This is a genomic window from Janthinobacterium paucivorans, from assembly GCF_051380805.1.
Classification (GTDB): Bacteria; Pseudomonadota; Gammaproteobacteria; order Burkholderiales; family Burkholderiaceae_D; genus Janthinobacterium; species Janthinobacterium lividum_D.
The window spans coordinates 264,873-291,498 of sequence record NZ_JBNYXR010000006.1; the positions used below are offsets into that span (position 1 = coordinate 264,873).

Below are 26,626 nucleotides of genomic sequence, written 5' to 3' on the forward strand. Positions count from 1 at the left end.
CCCCATGAGTTTGAATAACGTCTCTTCCGGCCGCGACCTGCCAAACGATTTCAACGTCATCATCGAAATCCCGATGAATGCCGATCCGATCAAGTACGAAGTCGATAAGGAAAGCGGCGCGATTTTCGTCGATCGCTTCATGGGTACCGCCATGCATTACCCGTGCAACTACGGCTACGTGCCGAACACCCTGTCGCCGGACGGCGACCCGGTTGACGTGCTGGTCATCACCCCATTCCCGCTGATCCCAGGCGTGGTCGTACGCTGCCGTCCTATCGGCGTGCTGAAAATGACCGACGAGTCGGGTGAAGACGCGAAAGTACTCGCCGTGCCAGTCGACAAGGTACTGTCGATCTACAGCCACTGGCAAAAGCCGGAAGACTTGAATGAACTGCGCCTGCGCCAGATCCAGCATTTCTTTGAGCATTACAAAGACCTGGAAAAAGGCAAATGGGTCAAGATCGACGGCTGGTACGGTCCTGACGTGGCCAAGGAAGAAATCCTGAGCGGCGTCGCTGCGTTCAAGAAGGATGCTGAACAAGCCTAAGCAAGGCGGCGCCGGAGTTGTGTCTGACTCGCGCCTGAGGTTCACAGCGCTCCCCGTCTAGCATGGCCGGGAGCGTTTTTCTTTTTCTAGCTGCGAAACGGGCTGTGTTCGTTCAATTCATCGAGGTAGGCGTCGATGCCGCCGCGCTCGCGTTCGAGGAAGCGCTGCACGGCATCGGCAAAGGCAGGGTGCGCCAGCCAGTGGGCGGACCAAGTCTTTTGCGGCAAAAAGCCGCGCGCCATCTTGTGCTCGCCCTGGGCGCCACCCTCGAAGGTGGCGATGCCGTTGGCGATGCAAAACTCCAGCGGCTGGTAGTAGGCCGTCTCGAAATGCAAACACGGTACGTGCTCGAGCGCGCCCCAGTAGCGGCCATACAGGGTGTCAGCCGTGTGCAGCACCAGCGAGGCGGCAATGGCCCGGCCTTCGCGTTCGGCGATCACCAATAAAATGTTCTGCGCCATGCTGGCACCGATGCGACGGAAGAATTCCAGCGACAAATAAGGCGAGGAGCGGTGTTCGGCGTAGGTATTGCTGTAGCAGCGATGGAACAGGACCCAGTCGGCGTCAAGCGCGTCGACGCCGCGCACCTGGCGCATGGTCACGCCCGCTTCCTGTACCTTGCGCCGTTCGGCGCGGATATTCTTGCGTTTCTTGTGTTCCAGGGTAGCTAAGAATTGCTCGAAATCCGTGTAGCCCGGATTGAGCCAGTGAAACTGCACGCCACTACGCATCAGGTAGCCCGCTTGCGCCAGCTGGCGCGCCTCGCCTTCCGGCGGGAACAGGATATGGCAGGACGACACCGCACTGGCTTGCTGCTGGGTCTGCAAAAAGGCGAGCAGGGCGGCGCGCGCCTCGTCATCGCGGGCCAGCAAGCGTGCACCGCTGACGGGCGTGAAGGGGATCGCCGATAACAGTTTCGGGTAATATTCAAGACCATGCTGTTGATAAGCTTCAGCCCAGGCCCAATCGAACACGTATTCGCCATACGAGTGCATTTTCAGGTACAGGGGCAGGGCGGCGGCCAGGGTCTCGCCTTGCCACAGCGCCAAGTAATTCGGTTGCCAGCCGGTGTCCGCGCTGGCGCAGCCGGACTCGTGTAGCGCGTGCAAAAAGGCGTAGGAGAGAAAGGGACTGGCATCGGCCTGGCTGGCCAGCAGTTCAGACCAGGCCGCTTCGCCAATTTCAGCCAGGGTAGAGACGACAGCCGTGCGATAATTCATTGTTGTAGTTTGCATTGATCACTCTCGGGGCGCCATCACCGGCCTGTGCGCCCCTGTCTTGTTCTTGTTTAATTAAATTAATAAAACGAAATTTCCACCATCATGACAGTCAAAGTCGCAATTGCTCAAATGAATAGTACGGTCGGCGATCTGGCCGGTAACCGTGCCAAGATCTTCGACCTTTCCCGCCGCGCATTTGAGGCGGGCGCCGATATCGTGCTCACGCCGGAACTGTCGCTCGTTGGCTATCCGCCCGAGGACCTGTTGCTGCGTAATGCATTCTACGCAAAAACACAGGAAGCGTTTGCCGGACTGGCCGCCGACCTCGCCCAGTTCAAGGATTTGCACGTCGTGGTGGGCTTGCCCCTGCAAGACGCGAAGGGCGTGCGCCACAATGCTGCCTGCGTGCTGCTGAACGGCGAAGTGCTGGGCACCTACCGCAAGCACGACTTGCCGAACACGACTGTTTTCGATGAAAAACGCTATTTCACGTCGTCGGACCAGGCGTTTGTGTTTGGCGTGAAGGGCGTGCGTTTCGGCATCAATATCTGCGAAGACACATGGTTCGAGCATGCCCCGATGCGCGCCCGCTCGGCCGGCGCGCAAGTACTGCTGGTGCCGAATGGCTCGCCGTACCACATGAACAAGCAGCATCTGCGTTATGAAACCATGCGCAAGAATGTCAGTGCGCAAGGCATGGCCCTGGTCTACGCCAACCTGGTCGGTGGCCAGGATGAGCTCATTTTCGATGGCGATTCCTTTGTCATGGATGCGGCCGGTACCATTTGCGCCCAGCTGCGCCATTTCGAGGAAGACTTGCAACTGGTCCAATTCGACGGCGCCAAGCCCGTGCCGCAAGCGCTGGCCGCGCCGTTGAGCATTGAGGCGCAGGTGTACCAGGCCTTGGTGCTGGGCGTGCGCGACTATGTAGGCAAAAATGGCTTCCCGGGCGTGCTGATCGGCATGTCGGGCGGTGTTGATTCCGCCCTGACCCTGGCCATCGCCGTCGATGCGCTGGGCGCCGACAAGGTGCGCGCGGTGATGATGCCATCGCAATTTACGGCCGATATCTCGTGGATCGATTCGCGCGACATGGTAAAACGGCTCAATGTGCGCTACGATGAAATACCGATCCAGCCTACCTTCGATGCTTTCCGCGCCACCCTCGCTGGCGAGTTTGCGGGATTGGCGCAAGACGCGACGGAAGAAAACATCCAGGCGCGCATCCGCGGCACCTTGCTGATGGCGCTGTCGAACAAGCATGGCAGCATCGTGCTGACGACGGGCAACAAGAGCGAGATGGCAGTTGGCTATTGCACCCTGTATGGCGACATGGCGGGCGGCTTTGCCGTGCTCAAGGATATCGCCAAGACCCTGGTGTACCGCCTGTGTGCCTGGCGTAACAGCGTGCTGGACGTGATACCCGAACGCATCCTGACGCGCGGACCGTCCGCCGAGTTGCGCGCCGACCAGCTGGACCAGGATTCCTTGCCGCCCTATGAGGTACTCGACGCCATCATGCAGCTGTACATGGAAGAAAACCGCCCGCTCGCCGACATTATCGACGCTGGCTACCCGCCAGCCGATGTGGCCCGGGTCACGCGACTGATCAAGATCAATGAATACAAGCGGCGCCAGTCGCCGGTGGGCATCCGCGTCACACACCGTGGCTTCGGTCGCGACTGGCGCTACCCGATTACTTCCAAGTTCTACGAATAAGCAGCCATCTGTCCACGATCCAACAATTTTTAGGAGTAGCCATGAAACAGATTACCGCCATCATCAAACCATTCAAGCTCGACGAAGTACGCGAGGCCCTGGCCGATGTGAACGTGACGGGCTTGACCGTGACGGAAGTGAAGGGTTTCGGCCGCCAGAAGGGGCATACCGAGCTGTACCGTGGCGCCGAGTACGTGGTTGATTTCTTGCCGAAAGTTAAAGTCGAAGTGGTGGTGGACGACAGCATCTCGGAGCTGGTGGTCGACGCCATCATCAAGGCTGCCCGCACGGGCAAGATTGGCGACGGCAAGATTTTCGTGCGCGACGTGGAGCAGGTTATCCGCATCCGTACGGGCGAGACGGGTCCGGACGCGGTGTAAATCCAAGCCAACAATGTTGTCGGATGACGGCTCTTCGAGCCTATTCCGACCTACGTGTAGCAATGTGGGTCATGCCGTAGGTCGGGTTAGCGCGCCAGCGCGTAAGCCGACGCTGCTGAGCCACCAAAGCTGCCCGATTGCGCAGCAGCGCTTGCTTAGCGCCCCACCCGCATATCGAATTTCCAGCATATGAGGCGCAGCACCGTGATGCCGCTGGCACTGGTCCACAGGGCGAAGTCGTGCTCGGCGCCGAAATGCATTTGCAGCAGATAGGCCCAGCAGCCGAAAAACGCGCAGATGGCGTAGGGTTTGCCATCGCGAAACACCATCGGCACTTCGTTGCAGACAATATCGCGCATCACGCCGCCAAAAATCCCTGTAATCACGCCCATCATCGAGGCGATAAAGAGTGGCATGCCGGCGCGCGTGGCTTCGGCCACGCCGGCGATGGCGAACATGCCCAGGCCGATGGCGTCGGCGATGACGATCAGGCGTTCCGAGACGATCTGGCGCAAATGCTGGATCAGTGGCGCTGCCGTCAGTGCCAGCACAAAGATCAAAATCGCGTATTCCTGGTGCGAAACCCAGAACAAAGGCCGCTTGTCGAGCAGGATGTCGCGCAGGGTGCCGCCGCCAAACGCAGTGATGAACGCGACGACGAACACGCCGACCAGGTCCATGCGCTTGCGGCGCGCTTCGATGAAGCCGGAAAACGCGCCCACCAGGATGGCGATGACCTCAATGATCTTGATCAGCGAGCCAGGCGGCAGTTGGGGTGGCATCATGGGCAGAGCACGTGGGCAGGAAATAATTATCACAGGTTAACATGACACGGCCCCGAATGGTGACAAACGGGGCCGTGCGCATGGGACTTAATTGGGATAACTTGTTGCTCAATTACAATTTCTGGCTATCAATCCTAGCGTATCGGCTGCAGCGCTGCGGAAAGCAAAACGACCAGCGCGCCATCGCCTCCTTCGGAGCGGCGCGCCTGGCAAAAGGCGATGACTTCATCCTTTTGCACGAGCCAGCTGTGCACCATCGATTTCAAGACCGGTTCCTGGCCTTTCGAGCCAAAACCCTTGCCGTGGATCACGCGCACACAGCGCAGCTTGCGCCGCGTCGCCTGGTTCAAAAAGGCACCGATGGCGTCGCGCGCCTCGTCGCGGCGCAAGCCGTGCAAGTCCAGCTCATCCTGGATGGGCCAGTGGCCCTTGCGCATCTTCTTCACCACGTCCGGTCCCACGCCGGCACGGGCATAGTTCAGCGCCGGATCGTTTTCAAGGTAATGGTCGACCTCGAACAAGTCCGACAGCGATTCGCGCAGCACGGCCGCATGGTCCTCTTCCGGCGTCAGCTTGCGCACCGGCTGCGAGGCCATGGCACCCGCCTTGGGCAGCTTGGGCACGTAGCGGTCTGACTCGGGCAGGCGCTTGACGCCGCCGATGCTGGCCTTGAACAGATTGCTCTCCACGGCCTGCACCTTGACTTGCTGGGCGCGCTCAGCGGCGGCTTGCGCGCGCGCATCGGCCTGCTCCTTGAGCTGCTTGCTGACCGCTTTCAGGTCGGCAAAGTCTTTCATCGACGCCATGCGACGCTTACTCCTGGCCTTCCAGGTAGCGCTGGGCGTCGAGTGCTGCCATGCAACCCGTGCCGGCGCTGGTGATAGCCTGGCGGTAAATGTGGTCTTGTACGTCGCCGGCGGCAAACACGCCCGCTGCGCTGGTGGCCGTGGCCATGCCTTCCAGGCCGGTTTTTGTCTTGATGTAGCCGTTGTGCATCTCCAGCTGGCCTTCGAAGATGCCGGTGTTCGGCTTGTGACCGATGGCGATGAACACGCCGTGCACGGAGAGCGCTTCGACCTTGCCGTCGATGGTCGATTTGATGTTCAGGCCCGTCACGCCGCCTTCGTCGCCAGTCACTTCATCGAGGGTGTGGTTATATTTCAACACGATCTTGCCTTCGGCAACCTTGGCATTCAGGCGGTCGATCAGGATCGCTTCGGCGCGGAACTTGTCGCGGCGGTGGATCAGGGTGACTTTATTGGCGATGTTCGACAGGTACAGCGCTTCTTCGACGGCCGTGTTGCCGCCGCCGACGACGGCCACTTCCTGGTTGCGGTAAAAGAAGCCATCGCAGGTGGCGCAGGCAGACACGCCCTTGCCCATGAATTGCGCTTCCGACGGCAGGCCCAGGTATTGCGCGGAGGCGCCCGTGGCGATGATCAGCGTGTCGCACGTGTATTCGTGGCTGTCGCCCTTCAGGCGGATCGGTTTTTCGTTCAGGAAGGTGGTGTGGATGTGGTCAAACACGATTTCCGTATTAAAACGTTCGGCGTGCTGCAGCAAGCGCTGCATCAGGTCCGGGCCTTGCACGCCCATCGGGTCGCCGGGCCAGTTTTCCACGTCGGTGGTGGTCATCAGTTGGCCGCCTTGTTCCACGCCGGTGACCAGCATCGGGTTCAGGTTGGCGCGGGCGGCGTAGACGGCGGCGCTGTAACCAGCTGGGCCGGAGCCGAGGATCAAAACGCGGGCGTGTTTGGTAGTGGTCATGGGAGGCTTCTCTATGAGTGGGGTCTATCCGAATTGGGGGCATACGCGCAAAGAACAAGGGTGTTTTGCGCTCGCGCAAGCAATTGCTGATTATAGACCAAGCCGTCTGTAGCGACGAATCGTGGGGCCGTCAGGGGCATATATGGCTTAGAATACTTGCTTATAATGGGAAATTCCCTTTCAGAAACATTTATCACCTTGCAGCGCTTCCCAGAATGACTAAACCAGCCCAGGCCAATCAAAATAGCTACACCCGCAAACCGGTCGAACGCCGGCCCCTGCCGAACCGGCTGGTGCGGCTGCTGTCCGAGGCGCGCTGGTTCGCGCTGGCCGCGTTTGCCCTGTATTTCGTGCTGATACTGGCCAGCTTCAATAAGCTCGATCCGGGTTGGTCGCATGCGACTTCGGTCGACAAGGTAGCTAACCTGGGCGGCAAGCTGGGGGCGACTTTTTCCGATTTGTTGCTGTATATTTTTGGTTTTTCCGCCTGGTGGTGGTGCGTCTGGCTGCTGCGCACGGTGTGGCATGGCTATCGCCGCCTGAGTAAGCGCTTCCTGCTCGAAGAGGAGGAGGTCGAGCGCGAGCACCATGTCGAGATGCTGATCCGCATCGTCGGCTTTTCCATCATGCTGATCGGCAGCATGGGCCTGGAATATCTGCGCATGGCGAAAAGCCTGCACGTGCAATTGCCGCGCGAGCCCGGTGGCGTGCTGGGCCAGTTGGTGGGACACTCGTCCCACGTGGCCTTCGGTTTCACGGGCGCCACCTTGCTGTTGCTGTTGCTGTTTGGCCTAGGTTTCAGCCTGTTTTTTCATGTGTCTTGGCTGCAAGTGGCCGAGCGCATCGGCGGCGCCATCGAAGACACCGTGAACTGGTTTGTCCTGCGCTACCAGGACCGCGAAGACCGCCGCCAGGGCGAAGTGGCGGCCGTGCGCCGCGACGAAGTGGTGGTGATCGAGCGCGCCAAACACGTGGAAAAGCATGTGGTCGCGCCGCCCGTGAAGATCGAGCCGCAAGTCGTTACGGTGGTGAAGTCGGAGCGCGTGGAAAGGGAGCGTCAAGCTCATCTGTTCGAGGGAGCGGGCGGTGGCAAGTTGCCGCCGCTGTCCTTGCTGGACGAAGCGCCACCTGTGGTGGAAACGGTTTCTGTGGAAACCCTTGAATTCACGAGCCGTCTGATCGAAAAAAAATTGTCCGATTTTGGCGTGGATGCCAAGGTGGTGGTCGCTTACCCGGGCCCCGTGGTCACGCGCTACGAAATCGAGCCGGCCACGGGCGTGAAGGGCAGCCAGATCGTGGGCTTGGCGCGCGACTTGGCACGTTCGCTGTCGCTCACTTCGATCCGCGTAGTGGAAACCATTCCCGGCAAGAACTATATGGCCTTGGAACTGCCGAACAGCAAACGCCAGATCGTGCGCCTGACGGAAATCCTCGGCTCCAAGGTCTACAACGATGGCGTGTCGAGCCTGACGATTGCGCTGGGCAAGGATATCGCTGGCAAGCCCGTCGTGGCCGACCTTGCCAAGATGCCGCACTTGCTGGTGGCCGGCACCACCGGTTCCGGTAAGTCCGTGGGCATCAATGCGACGATTTTGTCGCTGCTGTACAAAGCTGACCCGCTCGACGTGCGCCTGATCCTGATCGATCCGAAGATGCTGGAAATGTCTGTCTACGAAGGCATTCCGCACTTGCTGGCGCCCGTGGTTACCGACATGCGCCAGGCTGGCCACGCGCTGAACTGGGCCGTCAACGAGATGGAGCGCCGCTATAAGCTGATGAGCAAGATGGGCGTGCGTAATCTGGCCGGCTACAACGCGAAGATTGCCGACGCGAAAAAGCGCGAAGAACATATTCCGAATCCGTTCAGCCTGACGCCCGATTCGCCGGAGCCGCTCGATAAACTGCCTACCATCGTCATCATCATCGACGAGCTCGCTGATTTGATGATGGTGGTGGGCAAAAAAGTCGAGGAACTGATTGCGCGTATCGCGCAAAAGGCGCGCGCCGCCGGTTTGCACTTGATCCTGGCCACGCAGCGCCCATCTGTCGACGTGATCACGGGACTGATCAAGGCGAACATTCCCACGCGTATCGCTTTCCAGGTGTCGTCGAAGATCGACTCGCGCACCATTCTCGACCAGATGGGCGCGGAAGCACTGCTCGGCATGGGCGACATGCTCTACATGCCGCCCGGCACCGGCTTGCCGATGCGCGTACACGGTGCATTTGTTTCCGATGAGGAAGTGCACAGAGTCGTCAGCTATCTGAAGCTGCAGGGCGAACCGAATTACATCGAGGGCATCCTCGAAGGCGGCACCCTGGAAGGCGACGGCGCCGAAGGCGGCGCGCCGGGCGAGGGCGGTGGCGAGGCCGATGCCCTGTATGACCAGGCGGTAGCGGTGGTGTTGAAAAACCGCCGCGCCTCGATTTCGCTGGTGCAGCGTCATTTGCGCATCGGCTACAACCGCGCCGCCCGTTTGCTCGAGCAGATGGAACAGAGCGGGGTAGTATCAACCATGCAATCCAATGGCAACCGGGAAATCCTGGTGCCGGTGGCAAGTAGCGAACAAGGATAAAAAGAATGAAGCAACAATATAGTGTCGTGGCAAAAATCGTCGTGGGCGCGGCAGGCATCGCCTGCAGCCTGCTGTTCGCGGCCAGCGCCTCGGCCAGTGCCTTGGAACAATTCAAGAGCTTTGCGGCCGGTACCAAGTCGGCCAAGGGCGAGTTCGTGCAGCGGCAAGTCAAGAAGGCGGACGCCAGCGGCAAGGCCAAGGTATCGACGCCGGCCAGTGGCACGTTTGAATTCGCCCGTCCCGGCAAGTTCATCTGGACCTATCTGAAACCCTACGAGCAGTTGCTGCAAGCCGACGGCGACAAGTTGTATATCTATGACAAGGATTTGAGCCAGGTGACGGTCAAGAAACTGGGCGACGCGCTCGGTTCCTCGCCAGCGGCGATCTTGTTTGGCAGTAACGATCTGGAAAAGAATTTTACCCTGGCCGAAGCGGGTACGCGCGATGGCCTGGAGTGGCTGAAAGCCACGCCGAAAGCCAAGGACACGACGTTTGACGAAATCACGATCGGCTTGCGCAACGGCGTGCCCGAAGCGATGGAGTTGCGCGACTCGTTCGGCCAGACCTCGGTGCTGGCGTTCAAGAATTTCCAAAAGAATCCGGCGCTATCTGCCAATCACTTTAAATTTGTCATGCCCAAAGGGGCGGATGTGATTAATAATTAATTTTTCGCATACTGTTATTGACCGGCCTCGCACCACGCGAGGCCTTTGCATTCTTACCCGGTAAATATGATGGCGGATCTCTTTTCCACCGCACCGCGCCAGCCGCTGGCCGAAGCCTTGCGCCCAAGTACCCTCAACGAAGTGATCGGCCAGACGCATCTGCTGGGTGTCGGCAAGCCGCTGCGCCTGGCATTCGAGGCCGGCAAGGCCCATTCGATGATTTTATGGGGGCCGCCCGGCGTGGGCAAGACGACGTTGGCGCGCCTGATGGCGAATGCCTTCGACAGCGAATTCATCGCCCTGTCGGCCGTGTTTGCAGGCGTGAAAGATATTCGCGCAGCCATGGATCAGGCGCGTCACAGCCTGGACCAGTTCGGCAAGCACACGCTATTGTTTGTCGACGAGATACACCGCTTCAACAAGTCGCAGCAGGACGCCTTGTTGCCTTTCGTCGAGTCGGGCCTGGTGACGTTTATTGGTGCGACGACGGAAAACCCCAGTTTCGAAGTTAACTCGGCGTTGCTGTCGCGCGCGCAAGTGTATGTCTTGAAATCGCTCAACGAAGACGAGATGAAGCTCTTGCTGGCCAAGGCGCAAAGCACGGCGCTGACCCACTTGCGCTTCGACGAGGCGGCCGCCGACACCCTGATCGGCTACGCCGATGGCGATGCGCGCCGCTTTCTGAATTTGCTGGAACAGGCCGAGACGGCCGCCAGCTCGACGGGCACGACGAATATCGACGCAGCCTTTGTCGACAATGCGCTGACCCTCAATTCGCGCCGCTTCGACAAGGGCGGCGACAACTTCTATGACCAGATTTCCGCTTTGCATAAATCCGTGCGGGGATCGAACCCGGACGCCGCTCTGTACTGGTTTTGCCGCATGATTGATGGCGGCGCCGACCCCCGCTATTTATCGCGCCGCATCGTGCGCATGGCTTGGGAAGATATCGGCCTGGCCGATCCGCGCGCCTTGACCATGGCCAATGACGCGGCCGCGACGTATGAACGCCTGGGCTCGCCCGAAGGCGAGCTGGCGCTGGGCCAGGCGGTAATCTACCTTGCGATTGCCGCAAAAAGCAATGCCGGCTACAACGCTTTCAACACGGCCATGGCGTTTGTGAAGAAAGATAAATCAAAGGAAGTGCCGGTGCACCTGCGCAACGCGCCGACCAAATTGATGAAGGAACTCGGCTACGGCCACGCCTACCGCTATGCGCACGACGAGCCTGACGCGTATGCGGCCGGCGAAACCTACTTCCCGGACGGCATGGCTGAACCTGGCTGGTACCAGCCCGTGCCGCGTGGCTTGGAAAGCAAGATTGCCGATAAATTGGCATGGCTGCGCGAGCTCGACAGGAAAGCAGGGAAAGTAGCCGGCAAGGGCTGAGACTAGAGTCCCAGCGCAGGGCGCTGGCGCCAGCCTGCCAGTGTGCCAGGCGCAGCGAGACTTGCCCGTGCCGACGTTGTCAGAAAGTGCTGCCGATGATGCCGGCAGCGCCCGCATCGGGCAGGCGATCAGCCGTTGAGGGCAGCTCGTCAAGGATGCCTTGTCACTGCGCGCTTCAAGCCCTAATGCCGTTCAGTTAAGGGTTTTGGCGTGATTTATGAGCGCCAGTAAATTCGCTAACCCCAGAGGCAAAGAGCTGGGGTCGGACCCTCAGGGTCCGACCCCTGTCCTAGTTCTTGGGCTAAAAATAGCATCACTAACACACTAACTGAACGGCATTACGCTTCAAGCCCCGTTTTTTACCGTTCGCTCCCTGTTTTTGGCCGCTGGTCGCAAGTCGGTGGCCTTGTTTGTGGCAGTTGGCTAAAGTACCACCATACCAGCAGCAGTCAACGACGCAAACTAACCAGGAGTCACATCATGCACGCACTGAAAAACATGGAAATCACCTTTGTCGCCGCCGCCATGATCGCCATCGGCGCCAGCTTTGCCACTGCCGGCGCGCATCCCCTGGAAGTGAGTGCCAGCAACACCGTGATTGCCCAGGCTGCCGACAGCGCGATGCCCGTCGTCAGCGTCAGCGCCCGCCGCTTGAGCGCTGCCGAAAAAGCTGCGTTTATTTGATCCGCCGCCTGAGCACCTGCGATAAAGCGGTGCGAGTGTCCAGCCAGGCTACCATGATGATGCTTGGCGCTGCGCAAAACTCATAAAGAACTGAACGGGTCTTGGTACAATGGGTGCTTTCGATACATCGGCACCGCCATCCACCCATGATAGATATCCAACTTCTCCGTAAAGACATCGCCACTGTTGCCGCCCGCCTGGCGACGCGCAAATTCCAGCTCGACGTGGCAGGTTTCAATGCCCTCGAAGCCGAACGCAAGGCGATCCAGACGCGCACCGAAGAGCTGCAGGGCAAGCGCAACGCGCTGTCCAAGCAAATCGGCATGTTGAAAGGCAAGGGGGAAGATACCTCGGCCGTGATGGCGCAAGTGGCTGGCCTGGGCGATGAATTGAAAGCCGATGAAGCGGCGCTGGCCCTGGTGCAAGCCAAACTCAGCGATTTCATCATGGCCGTGCCGAATTTGCCGCATGAGTCGGCGCCACTAGGCACTGACGAGTCGGGCAACGTGGAAGTGCGCAAGGTGGGCACGCCGCGCAGTTTCGATTTCGAGGTCAAGGATCACGTCGACGTGGGTGCTCCGCTGGGCCTCGATTTCGAAGTGGCGACCAAGCTGACCGGTTCGCGCTTCTCTGTCATGAAGGGTGGCATCGCCCGTTTGCATCGCGCGCTGGCGCAATTCATGCTCAACACGCACGTGGACGAGCATGGCTACACGGAATGCTATACCCCCTACATGGTCAACGCCGATTCGCTGCGCGGCACGGGCCAGTTGCCGAAATTCGAAGCCGATCTGTTTTCGGTCAAAAAGGGCGGCGTGGAAGGCGAGGGCGAGACCTTCTACCTGATCCCGACCTCGGAAGTGTCGCTGACCAACATCGCGCGCGATGAAATCCTTGCGCTCGATCAGCTGCCCCTGAAAATGACGGCCCACACGCCATGCTTCCGTTCGGAAGCGGGCAGCTACGGTCGCGACACGCGCGGCATGATCCGCCAGCACCAGTTCGACAAGGTGGAAATGGTGCAAGTTGTGCACCCGGATACCTCGTACCAAGTGCTCGATGAAATGGTCGGCCATGCGGAAACGATTCTGCAACGCCTGGGCCTGCCTTACCGCGTGATGTCGCTGTGCACGGGCGACATGGGCTTTACGGCCAGCAAAACTTTCGACCTGGAAGTGTGGCTGCCGGCGCAAAACACCTACCGCGAAATCTCTTCCCTGTCGAACACGGAAGCCTTCCAGGCCCGTCGCATGCAAGCGCGTTTCCGCAACGCGGCCGGCAAGCCTGAACTGGCGCACACCCTGAACGGCTCCGGCCTGGCAGTGGGCCGCACCCTGGTCGCCGTGTTGGAAAACTACCAGCAAGCCGATGGCAGCGTCGAGATCCCGCCAGTGCTGCGTCCTTACATGGGTGGCTTGACGCATTTGACGGCGTAAAAGAGCCCGGTAGGGGCCGCCATGGAAGGCGTAAAATAGTCCTTCCATTTTTTCGAGCGGCTGCTATAATCTTGCCTTCTCGCAGCAATGCGGGAAAAGACCGCAGTAAATGGAGAGGTGGCAGAGTGGTCGAATGTACTTGACTCGAAATCAAGCGTACGTTAAATCGTACCGTGGGTTCGAATCCCACCCTCTCCGCCAGAACAAATAAAAAAAGCTCCCGCAAGGGAGCTTTTTTTATTTGTGCCGGCGCAGAGGAGTACGCCCCCTGCGGGGCGTACGCGTGGGATTCGAAGACGAGCGCGTACTCGCGCGAGGCTCCCCGAATCGTCCAATTGGTTTTTGACTGGCAGTATTAGGCATACCCGGCGACGTCCCCGAATCGTCCAATCAGTTTTTGACTGGTAGTAATAAGCCCACCCCGCGACGCCTCCAAAAAATCGCCTCGATGGTTTTCGCCTTTCAACAGCAAGATTAGCAACAAACCCCCTACCCAACTGAACAATGCCCATGCTAAAATAGCGCCTCGTTCAAACGGGCATGCCAGTTTGAACGAATAGACCGCAGTAAACGGAGAGGTGGCAGAGTGGTCGAATGTACTTGACTCGAAATCAAGCGTACGTTAAATCGTACCGTGGGTTCGAATCCCACCCTCTCCGCCAGAATATATAAAAAGAGCTCCCGCAAGGGAGCTTTTTTTTATTCCCGCAACGCCAGAAAATCACCAGCGCATCAATGCAGGTAGAAAAACCGCCCAAAGCGCGCAGCGCAAGGCGTTTTTTCCTCCATTCAAGCAGTAACTGTCAGCGCCCCCCCGCAATAAACTGCTCCAGCCTCAGTCTTGCCAGTTGCCAGTTGCCAGTTGCCAGTTGCCAGTTGCCAGCTGCCTAGCGCTGGCTGGTGCGCCTGCGGCGCGCCATGCAGCCCAGCAAACCCAGGCCGCCCAGCAGCATGCCGTAAGTGGCTGGCTCCGGTACGGCCGACACCGTCAAATTATTGATGGTTGGCCAGATACCGATCTGTCCGGCGCTGCTGACGCTCAGCTCGGAGAAGGCGCCCGACGATAAGAAGCCGACAAATGACGCCTGCGTCGGCAAGGTCAACTTGTAGGTGAGCTGTTCACCCAGCGCATTGCGGGCGGTCAGGGTAATGCTTGGGCTGCCGGCATATTCACCGAACAAGTTCGACCCGAAAAAGAATCCCCCCACGCCGCGCACGGCACCGGAAAAGTTGGAGAACAGCACGCTGTCGTTACGGTTGTCCGTACTCAGCCAGTGGTCATTGCCCGCGCCGGCACCGGCACCATACAGTATGGACGAGGCGCCAACGCTGCTGGCGGTGTAGGCGTAGCTGCCAGCGTTACGGTACAGCGGGCTGTCCAGTGCCGTGATCGGCAAATCATCAAAGGTATCGACACCGGTATTGCCGACCGCTGCCAGATAGGCAGACTGGCTGGTAAAGAGCGTGATGTCGGCCTGTGCAGCGCTGGCGGCGAGCAGCAGGACGGCTGCGCTCATGATTTTCAGGCGGGACAATGTGGTTTGCAAGACTGGCTCCTTAAAAGGGATGGGGAAAAGGAAGGCGGCGCTGTGCATTAAAATTTCTCATGCCAATTCAATATAATATTTGCTAGAAAAAAATGCAACATAAAATGTTTGCCACAATTTCTATCTTGCATAGTTGAAATGCCGATGTTCCCCAATCGCCACTGCTTGCGCGCTATGTTGGCCATATGGCCGCGCCATGCTGCCGACATAGGCCATTTGTGCAACAATAATCGGATTCATTCATCGACAGGACGGACAATATGGCAAAAGTGGCATTCATCGGTTTGGGCGTCATGGGTTTCCCCATGGCAGCTCACCTGGCGGCGGGCGGGCATGACGTCACCGTGCACAACCGCAACCCGGCCCGCGCGGCCACCTGGCTCGAGCAGCACAAGGGCAGCAGCGCCGCCACGCCGGCCGCCGCGGCTGCAGGCGCCGAGTTCGTCTTCACGTGCATCGGCAACGATAACGATCTGTATCAAGTCATCCTGGGAGACGGTGGCTTGCTGTCCGCCATGGCGCCGGGCAGCATCCTGATCGACCATACGACGGCATCAAACGAAGCGGCGCGCACCTTGCACGCGGCGGCGAAAGAGCAGGGCGTTTTCTTCCTCGACGCCCCCGTGTCCGGTGGCCAGGCGGGCGCGGAAAACGGCAAGCTGACCGTGATGGTGGGTGGCGATGTGGAAGCGTACGCGCGCGCCGAACCCGTCATCGCCCTGTTCGCGCGCGCCGTCACCTATATGGGGGCCTCCGGTTCGGGCCAACTGACGAAAATGGTCAACCAGATCTGCATCGCGGGGCTGGTGCAGGCGCTCAGCGAAGGCATCGCCTTTGCGGAAAATGCCGGCCTCGACGCGGCGCTGGTGGTGGACGTGATTTCCAAGGGCGCGGCGCAGTCGTGGCAACTGGAAAACCGGGGCAAGACCATGATCGAACGCAAGTTCGACTTCGGTTTCGCTGTCGACCTGATGCGCAAAGACCTGGGCATTTGCCTCGCCGAAGCCCAGCGCAACGGCAGCGACTTGCCCGTGACGACATTGACGGACCAGTTCTATGCCGAAGTGCAGCAGGCGGGCGGCAACCGTTATGACACGTCCAGCTTGATTACTCGCCTCAGCAAGAAGTAAGCCGTCACAAGCTCTCGCGCGCGGCGCGCCCCTGCCAAGGGCCGCGCCGCGCGTCGTATACGGGGTGAAAAGTCTTGAAAAAGCGCGAAAAAGCGTGAAAAACCGCAGTTTCCGGTTTTGATTTTCATGACAGCTTGGCGGCTGCGCTGACGCGAGAGCCGCGCTCGCCGACAAATTTGCATCCTTGCCGTCGCACGATGGCCTCATCTACAAGCAAGACAAGCTTCAACGTGGCGCAACAATGGCGGATCGTTTTGGCGGCGCGCACTTGTGCCGGGCAGGGTGACATGGTCAGTTTTTTTGCGGCACATTCCCGACTGAATTGGTCGGGAATCGCTCAGGTTTGCTCACTTATAAATCCAGAATCTTTGTTATATTGCCATTAAGGAATTTATGGTGCTTTTTGTCATATTTGTGTTCAAAAAAGCAACGTAAGTGGAAGCGAGGAGAGCCGTTAGCGCGCGTGGCGCATGCCGGCTGACATCGTCGTTCCCGCCTTCTCACCGGTACCCATGGGCGCGCTTACAAAGGTGCGTCGGTACTCCGTATACAAAAGATTAACAAGGATAGACTGCATGCATCGTCATGGATCATTGAATCACATTTATCGGCTCGTCTGGAGTCACGTTTTGAACGCCTGGGTTGCTGTTGCCGAGACGTCGCGCGGGCGCGGCAAGGGCGCACGCCGCAAGTTGGCCGCCGCCGCTGCCGCCATGGCGGCATTGGCGCTGGGAGGCCCCGCTTGCGCCGGGCCGGCGGGTGGCCAGGTGGTGGCCGGCACGGCGACCATCAGCCAGTCTGGCACGACGACGACGATTCAGCAGACCAGCCAGCAGGCTACTTTGAACTGGGCCAGCTTCAATGTCGGCAGCAAGGAAACCGTCAACTTCGTCCAGCCCTCGGCCAGTGCATTGGCGGTCAACCGCATTCTTGATCACAACGGCTCACAGATACTCGGGCGCCTCAATGCCAACGGCCAGGTCTATCTGATCAATCCGAACGGCATCCTGTTTGGCCGTACGGCGCAGGTCAATGTAGGCGCTCTCGTCGCATCGACCCTGGATGTCGACAATGCCAGCCTGGGCGGCAACAAGCACGTCTTTAGCGGTAATGGCGCCGGCAGCGTCGTCAATGAAGGCGCGATCCGCGCGGCGGACGGCGGTTATGTGGTCCTGATCTCGGCCAAGATCAGCAATAGCGGCACCATCGCTGCCCATGCAGGTAATGTGTTGCTCGGTGCTGGTAGTGAGGTCACGCTTGATCTTGGCGGCCCGGTCCGGCTGCAGGTGACACAGGGCGCGATCGACACCCTGATCGAAAATGGCGGCGCCATCCGCGCCGATGGCGGCCAAGTCTATCTTACGGCGAAGGCGGCCGGCCAGCTCGCTTCCAGCGTCATCAACAATACGGGCGTGATCGAGGCGCATACCCTGGCCACCGGCGAAAAAGGCCAGATCGTGTTGCTGGGCGATATGCACAAGGGGAGCGTCCATGTCGCCGGCGTGCTCGATGCCAGCGCGCCGCAAGGCGGTGACGGCGGCTTTGTCGAGACGAGTGCGAACCGGGTCGATATCGGCGCCGCGCGTGTCTCCACGGCCGCTCCGCGCGGCAAGACGGGCACCTGGCTGATCGATCCGAACGACTTCACGGTGGCCGCCAGCGGCGGCAACATGACTGGCGCTGATGTGGCGGATGCTTTGGCCAGCAACAATTTCTCCATCATGACTACCAGCATGGGGACGACGGGCGGCAATGGCGACATCCACGTGAATGATGCCATCAACTGGTCTGCCAACAAGCTCACGCTGACGGCAGAACGCAACATCAACATCAATGCGAATCTGAACGCCACCGGCACGGCATCGCTGGCTTACCAGTACGGCCAGGCGACGGCCGATGGCGCTGGCAGTGCCTACCGTGTTTCGCCGGGCGTCGCCGTGAACATCCCGAATGCCAGCGCATTTACCTGGCAAAAAGGCAGTGCTGGACGCATAAATAATCTGCTGCTGGACAATGGCAAAGTACGCTTTGGCGATGGTGTTGAAAACTCGTTCACCAGCGATGGGCTGTTGAAGACGCCATTTTATTTCGACAATACCACTGCGGGTCGCGACGGCTGGTTTCAGCTGACCCTGGAACGCCCGTTTGAATTTGCCGTTGCCGCTGGCGGCAATGGTAGCAATGCCTGGAATAACGATGGACAGGTGCTGATCTCCGACGGCAGGCCCGGCGGCCCCGATGGCATGGGGACGGGGAGCAGCTACGCCACGGCGCTCAGCAACCGTTCACTCAATATCGCCGGCTACCAGGAAGGCATGGGATCGATCGTGACGACGGGGACGCTCAATTTCAGCAGCCTGAACCAGTCGGCCAGCATTACGCACACCTATACCTTGAAGGCTGGCGATGCTTTCGTCAACATGGATAGCCGGCTTACCAATCTGAGCAGTACAGCGCTGACGAATGTGCGCATGTGGTTAGGAACGGGCGACGACTTTATCGGTGAGTCGGATAGAAACTATAAGATCAAGGGCAATATCACAGCAGGTGCATTTGTTCCATTGGCTGGTAGCAATAATGCTTCCAACGCCCTGATGGTGACGGAAACCTCCAGCACCACGAGCGGTTCGGCCGTCCTGTTCTACTCCACCACGGCTGGCGTGGATACCGTCCATACCCGTTGCTGCAATTTTTCAAATGCCATCAATCAGGATCCGCGGGGCGTCGCCGTCACTTCCGGCCAGACTGACGGCAGTTACGCCATGTTTCTGCGCGCGGCCGACCTGGCGCCTGGACAGTCCGGAGGCCTGTCCGTGTATTACGCGGCGGCCCCAGTGGCGCAATTGAACGACGCTATCGTTTCTGTCGATAACGCGGCCGGCAATGCGTCCAAGCCGGTGTACGTACGCTTGACGCCAGGCAGCAGCGTGTATGGCGACGTGCCGGTCTTTAACTATGCGCTGTACGACGCGCTCAGTGGCGGCTTGCTGATCACGGATGCCAGCGCGAGCGGAAGCGTATCCTGGCTCGGTGCGCCGACGGCGACTTCGTCGGCCGGCGTGTACACAATTCAATATGATACGGGCCTGGTTCTGGGCAAGGCAGGCTATACCTTGACGCCGGGCGGCCCTGTCTACTGGACGGTGACGCCTCGTGCGCTGAACGTGGCCGTAACGAAAACCTACGATGGCAGTACCACGTTTAATGCCGGCTTCGTCCTGTCGGGCCTGGTCAATGGCGACAGCGCGCCTGCCGTCACGGGTTCTGCCAGCGTCAGCGGCCGCAATGCCGGCCGTTATAGCAGCTTTGATTCCAGCACCTTGAGCCTGTCGAATGCCAATTATGTGCTCAATACCAGCGGTATCAGCGCCAGCATCGACGCGCGCCCGATCACGGTGACGGCCGATGCGAAGAGCAAGGTCTACGGCAACGTCGATCCTGGCCTCACTTATCAAGTAAGCAAGGGTGAATTGGTCGCCGGTGACAGCCTGGCCGGCGTCCTGCGCCGCGCCGCTGGTGAAAACGTCGGTAGTTACACGATCGACGCTTCCGCCTTGGCCAATGGAAACTATGTCGTGACGGCGCAAAACGGTGTCTTGAGCATCGGCGCGCGCCCGATCACGGTGACGGCCGATGCGAAGAGCAAGGTCTACGGCAACGTCGATCCTGGCCTCACGTATCAAGTGACGAAGGGTGAATTGGTCGCCGGCGACAGCCTGGCCGGCGTCCTGCGCCGCGCCGCTGGTGAAAACGTCGGTAGTTACACGATCGACGCTTCCGCCTTGGCCAATGGCAATTATGTCGTGACGGCGCAAAACGGCAACTTGACGATAGATGCCGATCCGGCATTGGAGAACGCGATTCGCCTGGCGCGCCGTCAAATCACCACCGGCACCAACGATGTAGCGGCAGGCACGACTGCTTCGGCTATCGACCTGGCCGTGCCGGGTATCGCGTCTGCCGTTCCTGGTGCCAACAGCGTGCCCGATGGCGGCATCAGCCTGATCGGTGGCCTGGCCTTGGTGCCATGGGTGGAGGCGGCGCGATCCGCGCCAGAGGCTACAGGCACTGCGCCAGATACGTTGCTGGCCGCTTTGCCAGCGTCGGGTGGCAGCGGCATGTCAGGCTTTACGCGCATCTTTGTCATCAATGGCGGCATTAACGTTGCTCCCGCAGTCCCGGTCTCCGAAGGCGTGGCGCAATGATGTTACTGATTCAACATACAAAAAAAACTATGAAAAAACAACAACATCCACAACACACCGCTGTTGCCATGGCGCTGGGTTTGGCTTTATGGCATTTTGCATCGGCCGCGCAGGCGCAAGTTCCCCCTGATGCGGGGCAAACCCTGCAGCGTCTGCAGCCACCGATTGCACCGCCACGTGAAAGCCAGTCACTGAAGATTCAGGCGCCGTTGGGTTCCGCTGCCCTGGCGCCGGGAGGCGCGTCCGTGGTCTTGCGTTCGGTCACGCTGACGGGAAATTCCGTCGTCGCCGAGGAAGCCCTGCGTGCAGCGCTCGGCGATGTCACGGGCAAGACGTTCGATCTGGCCGGCTTGCGCGACTTGGCCGAGCGCATCACCGGTGTTTACCAGGCTAGCGGCTACCCGTTCGCCCGCGCCATACTGCCGCCGCAAGACTTGGAACAGGGCCACTTGCGCATCGACGTCATCGAGGGGCGTTATGGCGCGGTGCAGGCGCAAGGCGACGATGGCGTTCTGGTGCGGCAGGCGACGGCCTTCCTCGATGGCTTGCGTCCCGGTAGCGTGATCGCCAGTGGAGCGCTGGAACGGGCCGCCCTGTTGCTGGACGATTTGCCCGGTATCACTTCGGCCGCCGCCATGCGTCCTGGAACGGCAGCGGGGACGGGCGATTTGATCGTCCAGGTTGCCCGCGACAAACGCGTGAGCGGTGATGTCGGCCTGGACAATGCCGGCAGCCGCTACACGGGGAAAAATCGCGTGCGTGCGAATGTCGATATCAATAGTCCCTTCCTGCTAGGCGACCAGCTCAGCGTGCGTGCTCTGTTGAGCGAGGAGGATTTATGGCTCGGCTCGCTTGGCTACAGCCTGCCTTTGGGAGCGTCCGGCTTGCGCGGTAACGTTGGCTACTCGCATACCAGCTATGCGCTGGCGAAGGAATTCGCCAACCTGCATGCGAATGGAACCGCGAAGGTTGCCAGCGCTGGCCTCAGCTATCCCATCTTACGCTCGCAAAAAGCCAATCTGACCTTGATCGCCACCTATCAATCGAAGGATTTGCACGATAACCGCGATAGCACCGCCACTTACGAAAGCAAGTCCAGCCAGTCCATGCCAGTGGCACTGCAATTCGATTACCGCGACGCGTTCGATGGCATCACCTACGGTAGCGTGAGCTGGACTCCAGGCAAGCTGAAACTCGATGCGGGCTTGACGGCCGTTGATTACTACAAGAGCAACGGTCGTTTTCGCAAGGTCAACCTCGATGTGGTGCGCCTGCAATCCTTGCCCGCCGGTTTCAGCCTGATGGCCCACTTGAGCTGGCAGCAGGCCAACAAGAACCTCGATTCGTCCGAAAAGCTGAGCCTGGGCGGCGCCAGTGGCGTGCGCGCGTATCCATCCGGCGAAGCCACCGGCGACGAGGGCGGCCTGGCACAGCTGGAACTGCGCTATGCCGCTGGCGCCTATACGCCATATGCCTTCATGGATGCAGGGCGCATCACGGTCAACGCCGATCCGGTCGCGGCCAGTGATAACCGGCGCAGCCTGCGCGGCAGTGGCTTGGGTCTGCGTTACCAGCAGCAGGCCTGGAGCGCGGATGTGGCCCTGGCTTGGCGCAATACAGGAGGGCGGCCAATGTCGGAAACGAATAGTGATCCGCGGCCACGCGTATGGATCAACCTGGAGTACCGCTATTAAGCGTCTATGCCGCTAGATGAATACGCCCGCTGCTGACGCCAGCGGCGGACGTTTCCTACTGGCCTAGCTTGCAAGTGGCACATTGCAAGGCGCACGCTTCGAGCGTGTGCCTTGCAAAAAAACCAAACTGGTTTTAGATTGCTTTTTCTTTCAAAACCCTCTTTTTCCCTGGTGCCCACAGTGCCTCGCATCTTCGCTATCCGTCGAGAGATGATGCATTCAGGTCGCTCGATGAAGCAGCTTCCTAGCGAAGCGACTCAAGCAGCTTTTGTTTGAGTGCCGTAGGAATGGCCTTCGTTGACGGAGGGGCGGATGTCAATTCATTTTTTGAACGCACATCGTATCGTTTCCTTGAAAATCTATTTAAGTGTTGATACTGCAACGCTTAAAAACGTGTAGGGCAGTGCTAATACCACTTGCCGCAGCGTTGTCGGCGCGGTATTGCCGGCAGTTGCTGCAAACACCGCATTTTCCACTTCCCTCATTCGTTGCCTGCCGCGCTGTAGCGGGGCCGCCTGACGTGACTGGTATTGAAAAAATACGGTTATATAAAACCACTTGACTACCAATTTCCGACGTCGCATTCTCTGTACAGAAAGCCGATGCTGCTTTGGGCTTTCTTTACGTACAACATAAAAAGCTACTTCGATAGTTTTCGTATAACGTTCAGGAGACAATGTGAAGACACGGCAATCAAGCCGGCTGGCGACGCCATTCATGGCTGGCCTGCTGGGCAGCGCGCTGCTCGCTTGCGGCGGCAATTCCACTACCCAACCCCCATCTCCATCGACGCTGCTCGCTGCCACCGCCGCCAGCGACAGTTGCACGGCCTGGAGCACCAGCACCGTCTACACGGCAGGGCAATGCGCCGTGTACGACGGCAAGGTCTACCGCGCCAAATGGTGGGTGCAGGGCACGGCACCGGGCAACGATCAGTGGGGGCCGTGGAGCCTCGATACCAGTACGCCAACACCAACCCCAACCCCAACCCCGACCCCGACCCCAACCCCAACCCCAACCCCAACCCCAACCCCAACCCCAACCCCAACCCCGACCCCGACCCCGACCCCGACACCGACACCAGGCGTGCCCACCAAGGCCCAGGCCGAGGCCAACGAGGCAGCGCTGACGAATAATGACTTTTTCCGCAAGGTCAAGGCCTCGATCCGTACGTTGGGCAATACGGCCGTCGAAGCCGTTCAGCCTGGCCTGGCCACTAATCCGCTCAACGTCAAGCGCGTCGAACGCCTGCTGCCGGCGGCGAAGTGGGACTACTATTTTGCCGCGCGCGACGTCAGCTACACCTACCAGCGCTTCTTGCAAGCCGTGGCTAAGTTCCCTGCCGTGTGCGACGACTACAGCGACGGGCGCAATGCGGACGCCATCTGCCGTCACAGTCTGGCCACCATGTTTGCCCATTTCGGGCAGGAAACGGGCGACCATAATGCCAACAGCCCCTTGCCGCAATGGCGCCAGGGCTTGAAGTATTTGCGCGAACTGGGCTGCGACGAGACGGGTGTGGGCTGCGGTTACAACATCGAATGCGCCGACCCCGTCTTCAACAAGGTGTGGACCTGTGGCAAGAATGCCGACGGCAGCTTTAAGAAATATTTTGGCCGCGGTGCCAAGCAGCTGTCCTACAACTACAATTACGGTCCGTTTTCGCAAGCCATGCATGACGGCGATCAATCCGTGCTGCTGAAAAATCCGGACCTGGTGGCCTCGACCTGGCTGAACCTGGCCTCGGCCACGTTCTTCTTTGTCTATCCGCAGCCACCGAAACCGTCGATGCTGCATGTGCTCGACGGCACGTGGGTGCCGAATGCGGCCGATACGGCGGCCGGTGCCGGCAATAACTTTGCCACCACCATCATGATCATCAATGCCGAGTGCGGGCAGGGTACGGAAAAGCAGGCCGCACAAAACCGCATCGATTACTACAAGCAATTTGCCACCGACATGGGCTGGGATTATTCCCGCGAACAATTGTCGTGCGCCAATATGCAACGCTTTACCCCGGCCAGTTCCGCTTCCTACAACATCTATTGGGAAAAGAACTGGAGCGCGGGTGGCGACAATCAATGCCAGTTGGTCAGCTATCAAACGCCCTACAGTGCCTTGCTGGCCGGGAACTACGTGAAATGCGTGGAAGCGAACTGGAATGTGAAGTTGCAGTAACAGCAAGCGCAAGAAAGCCAGCCAGGGATCACAGTTGACAAGAGCCCCTCAAGGGGCCTGCAACAGCTCACAACGTACAACCTGTACCACCATAACGGAGACCCATACCCTATGAAATCGAATGCATTATTGATGGCCTTGCTCAGCGGCGTGCTTGTCGCTTGCGGCGGTGGCCAGGAAGGCACGACGGCCACGCCAAACACCTTGCTGGCCGCCATGGAAACGTGCGCCGTCTGGGATGCCGCCACCGTCTACACGGGCGGCCAGTGCGTGCTTTACCAGGGCGTCACCTACAAGGCCAAGTGGTGGACGCAGGGCAATGTTCCCAGCGCTACCAATCAGTGGGGCGCGTGGGCCGTAACGGATACCCCAACGCCGACACCAACGCCGACACCAACACCAACACCAACACCAACACCGACACCAACGCCAACACCGACACCAACACCAACACCGACACCAACACCGACACCAACACCGACACCGACACCGACGCCTACGCCTACGGCTTGCCGTCCCGACGGCTTGATTTCGGCCGTGCCAAATGTGCCGTACTGCAAGGTATATGACGCGAACGGCCGCGAAGTACTCGGCAATGGCTTGAAGCGGCGCATCGTCGGCTATTTTGCCAGCTGGCGCACGGGCGTCGATGGCAGCCCGACGTATCTGGTGAATAACTTGCCGTGGGATAAGATCACCCACCTCAATTATGCGTTTGCTTCCGTTGATCCGGCCACCTCGAAAATCGCCATCGGCAGCGGCGCGGCCAATCCCGATACGGCCCTCACGTGGCCCAATGTGCCAGCCGCAGCCATGGACCTGTCCTTGCCGTACCAAGGCCATTTCAACTTGCTGGCGCAATACAAGAAGAAGTATCCCGGCGTGAAACTGATGATTTCTGTGGGCGGCTGGGCCGGTAGCGGCGGCTTTTATACGGCCACGACGAATGCGGACGGCAGCATTAACACGGCCGGCATCAACACCTTGGCCGATTCCATGGTGGCTTTCGTGCGCCAGTACAACTTCTTCGATGGCGTCGATGTCGATTACGAACACCCGACGACGAATAATGAAGCGGGCAATCCGAATGACTTCGCCGCCTCGAAGCCGCGCCTGGCGGGCCTGATGACGAGCTACAACGTGCTGCTCAAAGTGTTGCGCCAGAAGCTAGACGAAGCGGCCGTGCAGGACAATAAATACTATCTGCTGACTATTGCCGGTTCTGCCTCGGGCTGGGTCTTGCGCGGCGAGGAAAACATGTCGGGACTGAAATATCTCGATTACGCCAGCTTGATGACCTACGACTTGCACGGCGCGTGGAACCAGTATGTGGGACCGAATGCGGCGCTGTTTGACGATGGCAATGATGGCGAGTTGCGGGCCGGCAACGCTTACCAATACCAGAATATCGGCTACCTGAACACGGACTGGGCGTACCGCTATTACCGTGGCGCCATGCAAGCGGGACGCATCAATATCGGCGTGCCCTTCTATACGCGGGGCTGGAAGGATGTGACGGGCGGCACCAACGGTCTGTGGGGCACGACGGCGCTGACCAACTCCACCGTCACCTGCGCGGGCGTGAAAACCTGCGGCATGGGCGCTACCGGCATCGACAACGTCTGGTACGACCTCGACTCGCAAGGCAAACCCACGCCCGGTGGCGGCAACCCCATCTGGCATGCGCTGAACTTGCAGAACGGCATAGTGCCCAGCTACCTCGATGCCTATAAAGTCACTGATAAGGCGCTGGTAGGCAGCTATGTGCCGTACTACAGCAGCACCATGGTGGCGCCGTGGCTGTGGAATGCGACCAAGAAAGTGTTTATTTCCACGGAAACCACGCAATCGATCGCGGCCAAGGCCCAGTACATCGTCAACAACAATATCGGCGGCGTGATGATCTGGGAAATGGCGGGCGACTATGCCTGGGATGCCACGCGCAACGGCGGCAAGGGCGAGTATTTCATGGGTACCACCCTGACGGACGTGCTGTACCAGGCTTTCCGCACGGCTGGCGTGTATGGCAATAAGCGCGCTGAAATCGCCATGCCGGGCACGACGGCCAATGTCAGCATCAGCCTCGGTGGCTGGAAGCTGGGCGACAGCAACTTCCCCATCAACCCGGTGATGACGCTAAAGAATAATACGGCATCGACCTTGCCGGGCGGCACCGTGGTGGAATTTGACTATCCGGTCTCGGCACCATCGGACATGAGCGACCAGTCGGGCTTCGGGTTGACGGTGATCAATGCCGGTTATACGGGGCCGAACAATATCGGCGGCTTCACGAAGAACTACAATCGGGCCCGCTTTACGCTTCCCGCCTGGCAATCGCTGGCGCCGGGCGGTTCCGTGGCGCTGACCCTGAACTACCGCTTGCCGATCTCGGGGCCGGCCAACTACACGCTCACCGTGGGCGGCAGCAAGTATGCATTAACCCAGGAGTATCCGGAATTGCCGGTGGCCTTGCCGTAAGGGCGCGCCGCTAGTGCATACAAGAAAGGGCGGAACTGCGGTTCCGCCCCTTTTCGTTGCTGCCGTCAAGCAGGCTTAGAACCAGGTTTCCACTTGGAAGCCGTACGAGGTGCCGCTGGTATTGTTGTTGTAGATCGGGCCGCCATTGTTCGACGCGTTGACCGAAGCGGTAGCGGCATCGTTCCATTTGCCGTACGTGACGAAAGCGCGCAGTTCAGGACGCGAC

At 59.5% G+C, this 26,626-nt stretch carries 20 protein-coding genes and 2 tRNA genes; 15 read left to right on the forward strand and 7 right to left on the reverse strand.

Going from position 1 to position 26,626, the window contains the following annotated elements:
• Positions 1–4 precede the first annotated feature (4 nt).
• The gene (gene ppa, locus ACQ4V8_RS10290; protein WP_010396547.1) at positions 5–547 is read left to right on the forward strand and encodes an inorganic diphosphatase; all 543 of its coding nucleotides are present in this window, start codon (positions 5–7) and stop codon (positions 545–547) included.
• An 86-nt stretch (positions 548–633) separates the two neighbouring features.
• On the opposite strand, the gene ACQ4V8_RS10295 is transcribed toward ppa, so the two are convergent.
• Positions 634–1,767 carry a GNAT family N-acetyltransferase gene (locus ACQ4V8_RS10295; RefSeq protein WP_010396549.1) on the reverse strand — a complete coding sequence of 378 codons (1,134 nt, stop codon included), beginning with the start codon at positions 1,765–1,767 and terminating at the stop codon, positions 634–636.
• A gap of 102 nt (positions 1,768–1,869) precedes the next feature.
• On the opposite strand from ACQ4V8_RS10295, the gene ACQ4V8_RS10300 reads away from it, so the two are divergent.
• Complete coding sequence (locus tag ACQ4V8_RS10300; protein ID WP_010396552.1) at positions 1,870–3,486, forward strand: NAD+ synthase; 1,617 nt, start codon at positions 1,870–1,872, stop codon at positions 3,484–3,486.
• 41 nt (positions 3,487–3,527) lie between these two features.
• Positions 3,528–3,866, forward strand: coding sequence for a P-II family nitrogen regulator (locus ACQ4V8_RS10305; RefSeq protein ID WP_010396553.1), 339 nt, complete (start codon positions 3,528–3,530; stop codon positions 3,864–3,866).
• A 155-nt stretch (positions 3,867–4,021) separates the two neighbouring features.
• Here the strand turns inward: ACQ4V8_RS10305 and ACQ4V8_RS10310 are convergent, their stop codons facing one another.
• The 3 genes from ACQ4V8_RS10310 to trxB all read right to left on the reverse strand — a co-directional run bounded on the left by ACQ4V8_RS10310 (position 4,022) and on the right by trxB (position 6,418).
• Complete coding sequence (locus ACQ4V8_RS10310) at positions 4,022–4,651, reverse strand: trimeric intracellular cation channel family protein (RefSeq protein ID WP_010396555.1); 630 nt, start codon at positions 4,649–4,651, stop codon at positions 4,022–4,024.
• A gap of 134 nt (positions 4,652–4,785) precedes the next feature.
• A complete protein-coding gene (locus ACQ4V8_RS10315) occupies positions 4,786–5,457 on the reverse strand; it encodes a Smr/MutS family protein (RefSeq protein ID WP_010396557.1) in 672 nt (223 codons plus the stop codon).
• 7 nt (positions 5,458–5,464) lie between these two features.
• Complete coding sequence (gene trxB, locus ACQ4V8_RS10320; RefSeq protein WP_010396559.1) at positions 5,465–6,418, reverse strand: thioredoxin-disulfide reductase; 954 nt, start codon at positions 6,416–6,418, stop codon at positions 5,465–5,467.
• Between the two features lie 215 nt (positions 6,419–6,633).
• Here trxB and ACQ4V8_RS10325 point away from each other — a divergent pair, with 215 nt between their 5' ends.
• From ACQ4V8_RS10325 to ACQ4V8_RS10355, 7 genes are all read left to right on the forward strand, one after another.
• Complete coding sequence (locus ACQ4V8_RS10325) at positions 6,634–8,994, forward strand: DNA translocase FtsK (protein ID WP_070345415.1); 2,361 nt, start codon at positions 6,634–6,636, stop codon at positions 8,992–8,994.
• A 5-nt stretch (positions 8,995–8,999) separates the two neighbouring features.
• The gene (lolA, locus tag ACQ4V8_RS10330; protein ID WP_070345414.1) at positions 9,000–9,659 is read left to right on the forward strand and encodes an outer membrane lipoprotein chaperone LolA; all 660 of its coding nucleotides are present in this window, start codon (positions 9,000–9,002) and stop codon (positions 9,657–9,659) included.
• 69 nt (positions 9,660–9,728) lie between these two features.
• The gene (locus ACQ4V8_RS10335; RefSeq protein WP_196856478.1) at positions 9,729–11,048 is read left to right on the forward strand and encodes a replication-associated recombination protein A; all 1,320 of its coding nucleotides are present in this window, start codon (positions 9,729–9,731) and stop codon (positions 11,046–11,048) included.
• A gap of 480 nt (positions 11,049–11,528) precedes the next feature.
• Complete coding sequence (locus ACQ4V8_RS10340) at positions 11,529–11,732, forward strand: hypothetical protein (RefSeq protein ID WP_010396568.1); 204 nt, start codon at positions 11,529–11,531, stop codon at positions 11,730–11,732.
• A 146-nt stretch (positions 11,733–11,878) separates the two neighbouring features.
• Complete coding sequence (gene serS, locus ACQ4V8_RS10345; RefSeq protein ID WP_196856434.1) at positions 11,879–13,168, forward strand: serine--tRNA ligase; 1,290 nt, start codon at positions 11,879–11,881, stop codon at positions 13,166–13,168.
• Positions 13,169–13,279: 111 nt separating this feature from the next.
• Positions 13,280–13,369, forward strand: a tRNA-Ser gene (locus tag ACQ4V8_RS10350).
• Positions 13,370–13,740: 371 nt separating this feature from the next.
• Positions 13,741–13,830: transfer RNA gene (locus tag ACQ4V8_RS10355), tRNA-Ser, on the forward strand.
• A 225-nt stretch (positions 13,831–14,055) separates the two neighbouring features.
• Here the strand turns inward: ACQ4V8_RS10355 and ACQ4V8_RS10360 are convergent.
• Positions 14,056–14,715: an FxDxF family PEP-CTERM protein gene (locus tag ACQ4V8_RS10360; RefSeq protein WP_436571402.1), complete on the reverse strand. Its 660-nt coding sequence runs from the start codon at positions 14,713–14,715 to the stop codon at positions 14,056–14,058.
• Positions 14,716–14,975: 260 nt separating this feature from the next.
• On the opposite strand from ACQ4V8_RS10360, the gene ACQ4V8_RS10365 reads away from it, so the two are divergent.
• The 3 genes from ACQ4V8_RS10365 (at position 14,976) to ACQ4V8_RS10375 (ending at position 21,744) form a co-directional block, all read left to right on the forward strand.
• Positions 14,976–15,845, forward strand: coding sequence for an NAD(P)-dependent oxidoreductase (locus tag ACQ4V8_RS10365; RefSeq protein WP_436571403.1), 870 nt, complete (start codon positions 14,976–14,978; stop codon positions 15,843–15,845).
• A gap of 575 nt (positions 15,846–16,420) precedes the next feature.
• Positions 16,421–20,050: an MBG domain-containing protein gene (locus ACQ4V8_RS10370; protein WP_436571404.1), complete on the forward strand. Its 3,630-nt coding sequence runs from the start codon at positions 16,421–16,423 to the stop codon at positions 20,048–20,050.
• A 29-nt stretch (positions 20,051–20,079) separates the two neighbouring features.
• The gene (locus ACQ4V8_RS10375; protein WP_436571405.1) at positions 20,080–21,744 is read left to right on the forward strand and encodes a ShlB/FhaC/HecB family hemolysin secretion/activation protein; all 1,665 of its coding nucleotides are present in this window, start codon (positions 20,080–20,082) and stop codon (positions 21,742–21,744) included.
• Between the two features lie 359 nt (positions 21,745–22,103).
• Here the strand turns inward: ACQ4V8_RS10375 and ACQ4V8_RS10380 are convergent, their stop codons facing one another.
• Positions 22,104–22,463: a hypothetical protein gene (locus ACQ4V8_RS10380; protein WP_436571406.1), complete on the reverse strand. Its 360-nt coding sequence runs from the start codon at positions 22,461–22,463 to the stop codon at positions 22,104–22,106.
• Here ACQ4V8_RS10380 and ACQ4V8_RS10385 point away from each other — a divergent pair.
• Together ACQ4V8_RS10385 and ACQ4V8_RS10390 are read left to right on the forward strand one after the other, a co-directional pair.
• Positions 22,462–23,922, forward strand: coding sequence for a glycoside hydrolase family 19 protein (locus tag ACQ4V8_RS10385; RefSeq protein ID WP_436571407.1), 1,461 nt, complete (start codon positions 22,462–22,464; stop codon positions 23,920–23,922). The two genes, ACQ4V8_RS10380 and ACQ4V8_RS10385, sit on opposite strands and share 2 nt — an antisense overlap.
• Positions 23,923–24,033: 111 nt before the next feature.
• Positions 24,034–26,400, forward strand: coding sequence for a chitinase C-terminal domain-containing protein (locus tag ACQ4V8_RS10390; protein ID WP_436571408.1), 2,367 nt, complete (start codon positions 24,034–24,036; stop codon positions 26,398–26,400).
• 75 nt (positions 26,401–26,475) lie between these two features.
• Here ACQ4V8_RS10390 and ACQ4V8_RS10395 read toward each other — a convergent pair whose 3' ends face one another.
• Positions 26,476–26,613: a carbohydrate porin gene (locus ACQ4V8_RS10395; RefSeq protein WP_258001197.1), complete on the reverse strand. Its 138-nt coding sequence runs from the start codon at positions 26,611–26,613 to the stop codon at positions 26,476–26,478.
• Positions 26,614–26,626: the final 13 nt, after the last annotated feature.

What these genes read in the sequence shown, in the direction of transcription:
- ppa (WP_010396547.1), top strand. Translation starts at nt 5, where the DNA reads ATGAGTTTGAATAACGTCTCTTCCGGCCGCGACCTGCCAAACGATTTC.
- ACQ4V8_RS10295 (WP_010396549.1), bottom strand. Translation starts at nt 1,767, where the DNA reads ATGAATTATCGCACGGCTGTCGTCTCTACCCTGGCTGAAATTGGCGAA.
- ACQ4V8_RS10300 (WP_010396552.1), top strand. Translation starts at nt 1,870, where the DNA reads ATGACAGTCAAAGTCGCAATTGCTCAAATGAATAGTACGGTCGGCGAT.
- ACQ4V8_RS10305 (WP_010396553.1), top strand. Translation starts at nt 3,528, where the DNA reads ATGAAACAGATTACCGCCATCATCAAACCATTCAAGCTCGACGAAGTA.
- ACQ4V8_RS10310 (WP_010396555.1), bottom strand. Translation starts at nt 4,651, where the DNA reads ATGATGCCACCCCAACTGCCGCCTGGCTCGCTGATCAAGATCATTGAG.
- ACQ4V8_RS10315 (WP_010396557.1), bottom strand. Translation starts at nt 5,457, where the DNA reads ATGGCGTCGATGAAAGACTTTGCCGACCTGAAAGCGGTCAGCAAGCAG.
- trxB (WP_010396559.1), bottom strand. Translation starts at nt 6,418, where the DNA reads ATGACCACTACCAAACACGCCCGCGTTTTGATCCTCGGCTCCGGCCCA.
- ACQ4V8_RS10325 (WP_070345415.1), top strand. Translation starts at nt 6,634, where the DNA reads ATGACTAAACCAGCCCAGGCCAATCAAAATAGCTACACCCGCAAACCG.
- lolA (WP_070345414.1), top strand. Translation starts at nt 9,000, where the DNA reads ATGAAGCAACAATATAGTGTCGTGGCAAAAATCGTCGTGGGCGCGGCA.
- ACQ4V8_RS10335 (WP_196856478.1), top strand. Translation starts at nt 9,729, where the DNA reads ATGGCGGATCTCTTTTCCACCGCACCGCGCCAGCCGCTGGCCGAAGCC.
- ACQ4V8_RS10340 (WP_010396568.1), top strand. Translation starts at nt 11,529, where the DNA reads ATGCACGCACTGAAAAACATGGAAATCACCTTTGTCGCCGCCGCCATG.
- serS (WP_196856434.1), top strand. Translation starts at nt 11,879, where the DNA reads ATGATAGATATCCAACTTCTCCGTAAAGACATCGCCACTGTTGCCGCC.
- ACQ4V8_RS10365 (WP_436571403.1), top strand. Translation starts at nt 14,976, where the DNA reads ATGGCAAAAGTGGCATTCATCGGTTTGGGCGTCATGGGTTTCCCCATG.
- ACQ4V8_RS10370 (WP_436571404.1), top strand. Translation starts at nt 16,421, where the DNA reads ATGCATCGTCATGGATCATTGAATCACATTTATCGGCTCGTCTGGAGT.
- ACQ4V8_RS10375 (WP_436571405.1), top strand. Translation starts at nt 20,080, where the DNA reads ATGAAAAAACAACAACATCCACAACACACCGCTGTTGCCATGGCGCTG.
- ACQ4V8_RS10385 (WP_436571407.1), top strand. Translation starts at nt 22,462, where the DNA reads ATGGCTGGCCTGCTGGGCAGCGCGCTGCTCGCTTGCGGCGGCAATTCC.
- ACQ4V8_RS10380 (WP_436571406.1), bottom strand. Translation starts at nt 22,463, where the DNA reads ATGAATGGCGTCGCCAGCCGGCTTGATTGCCGTGTCTTCACATTGTCT.
- ACQ4V8_RS10390 (WP_436571408.1), top strand. Translation starts at nt 24,034, where the DNA reads ATGAAATCGAATGCATTATTGATGGCCTTGCTCAGCGGCGTGCTTGTC.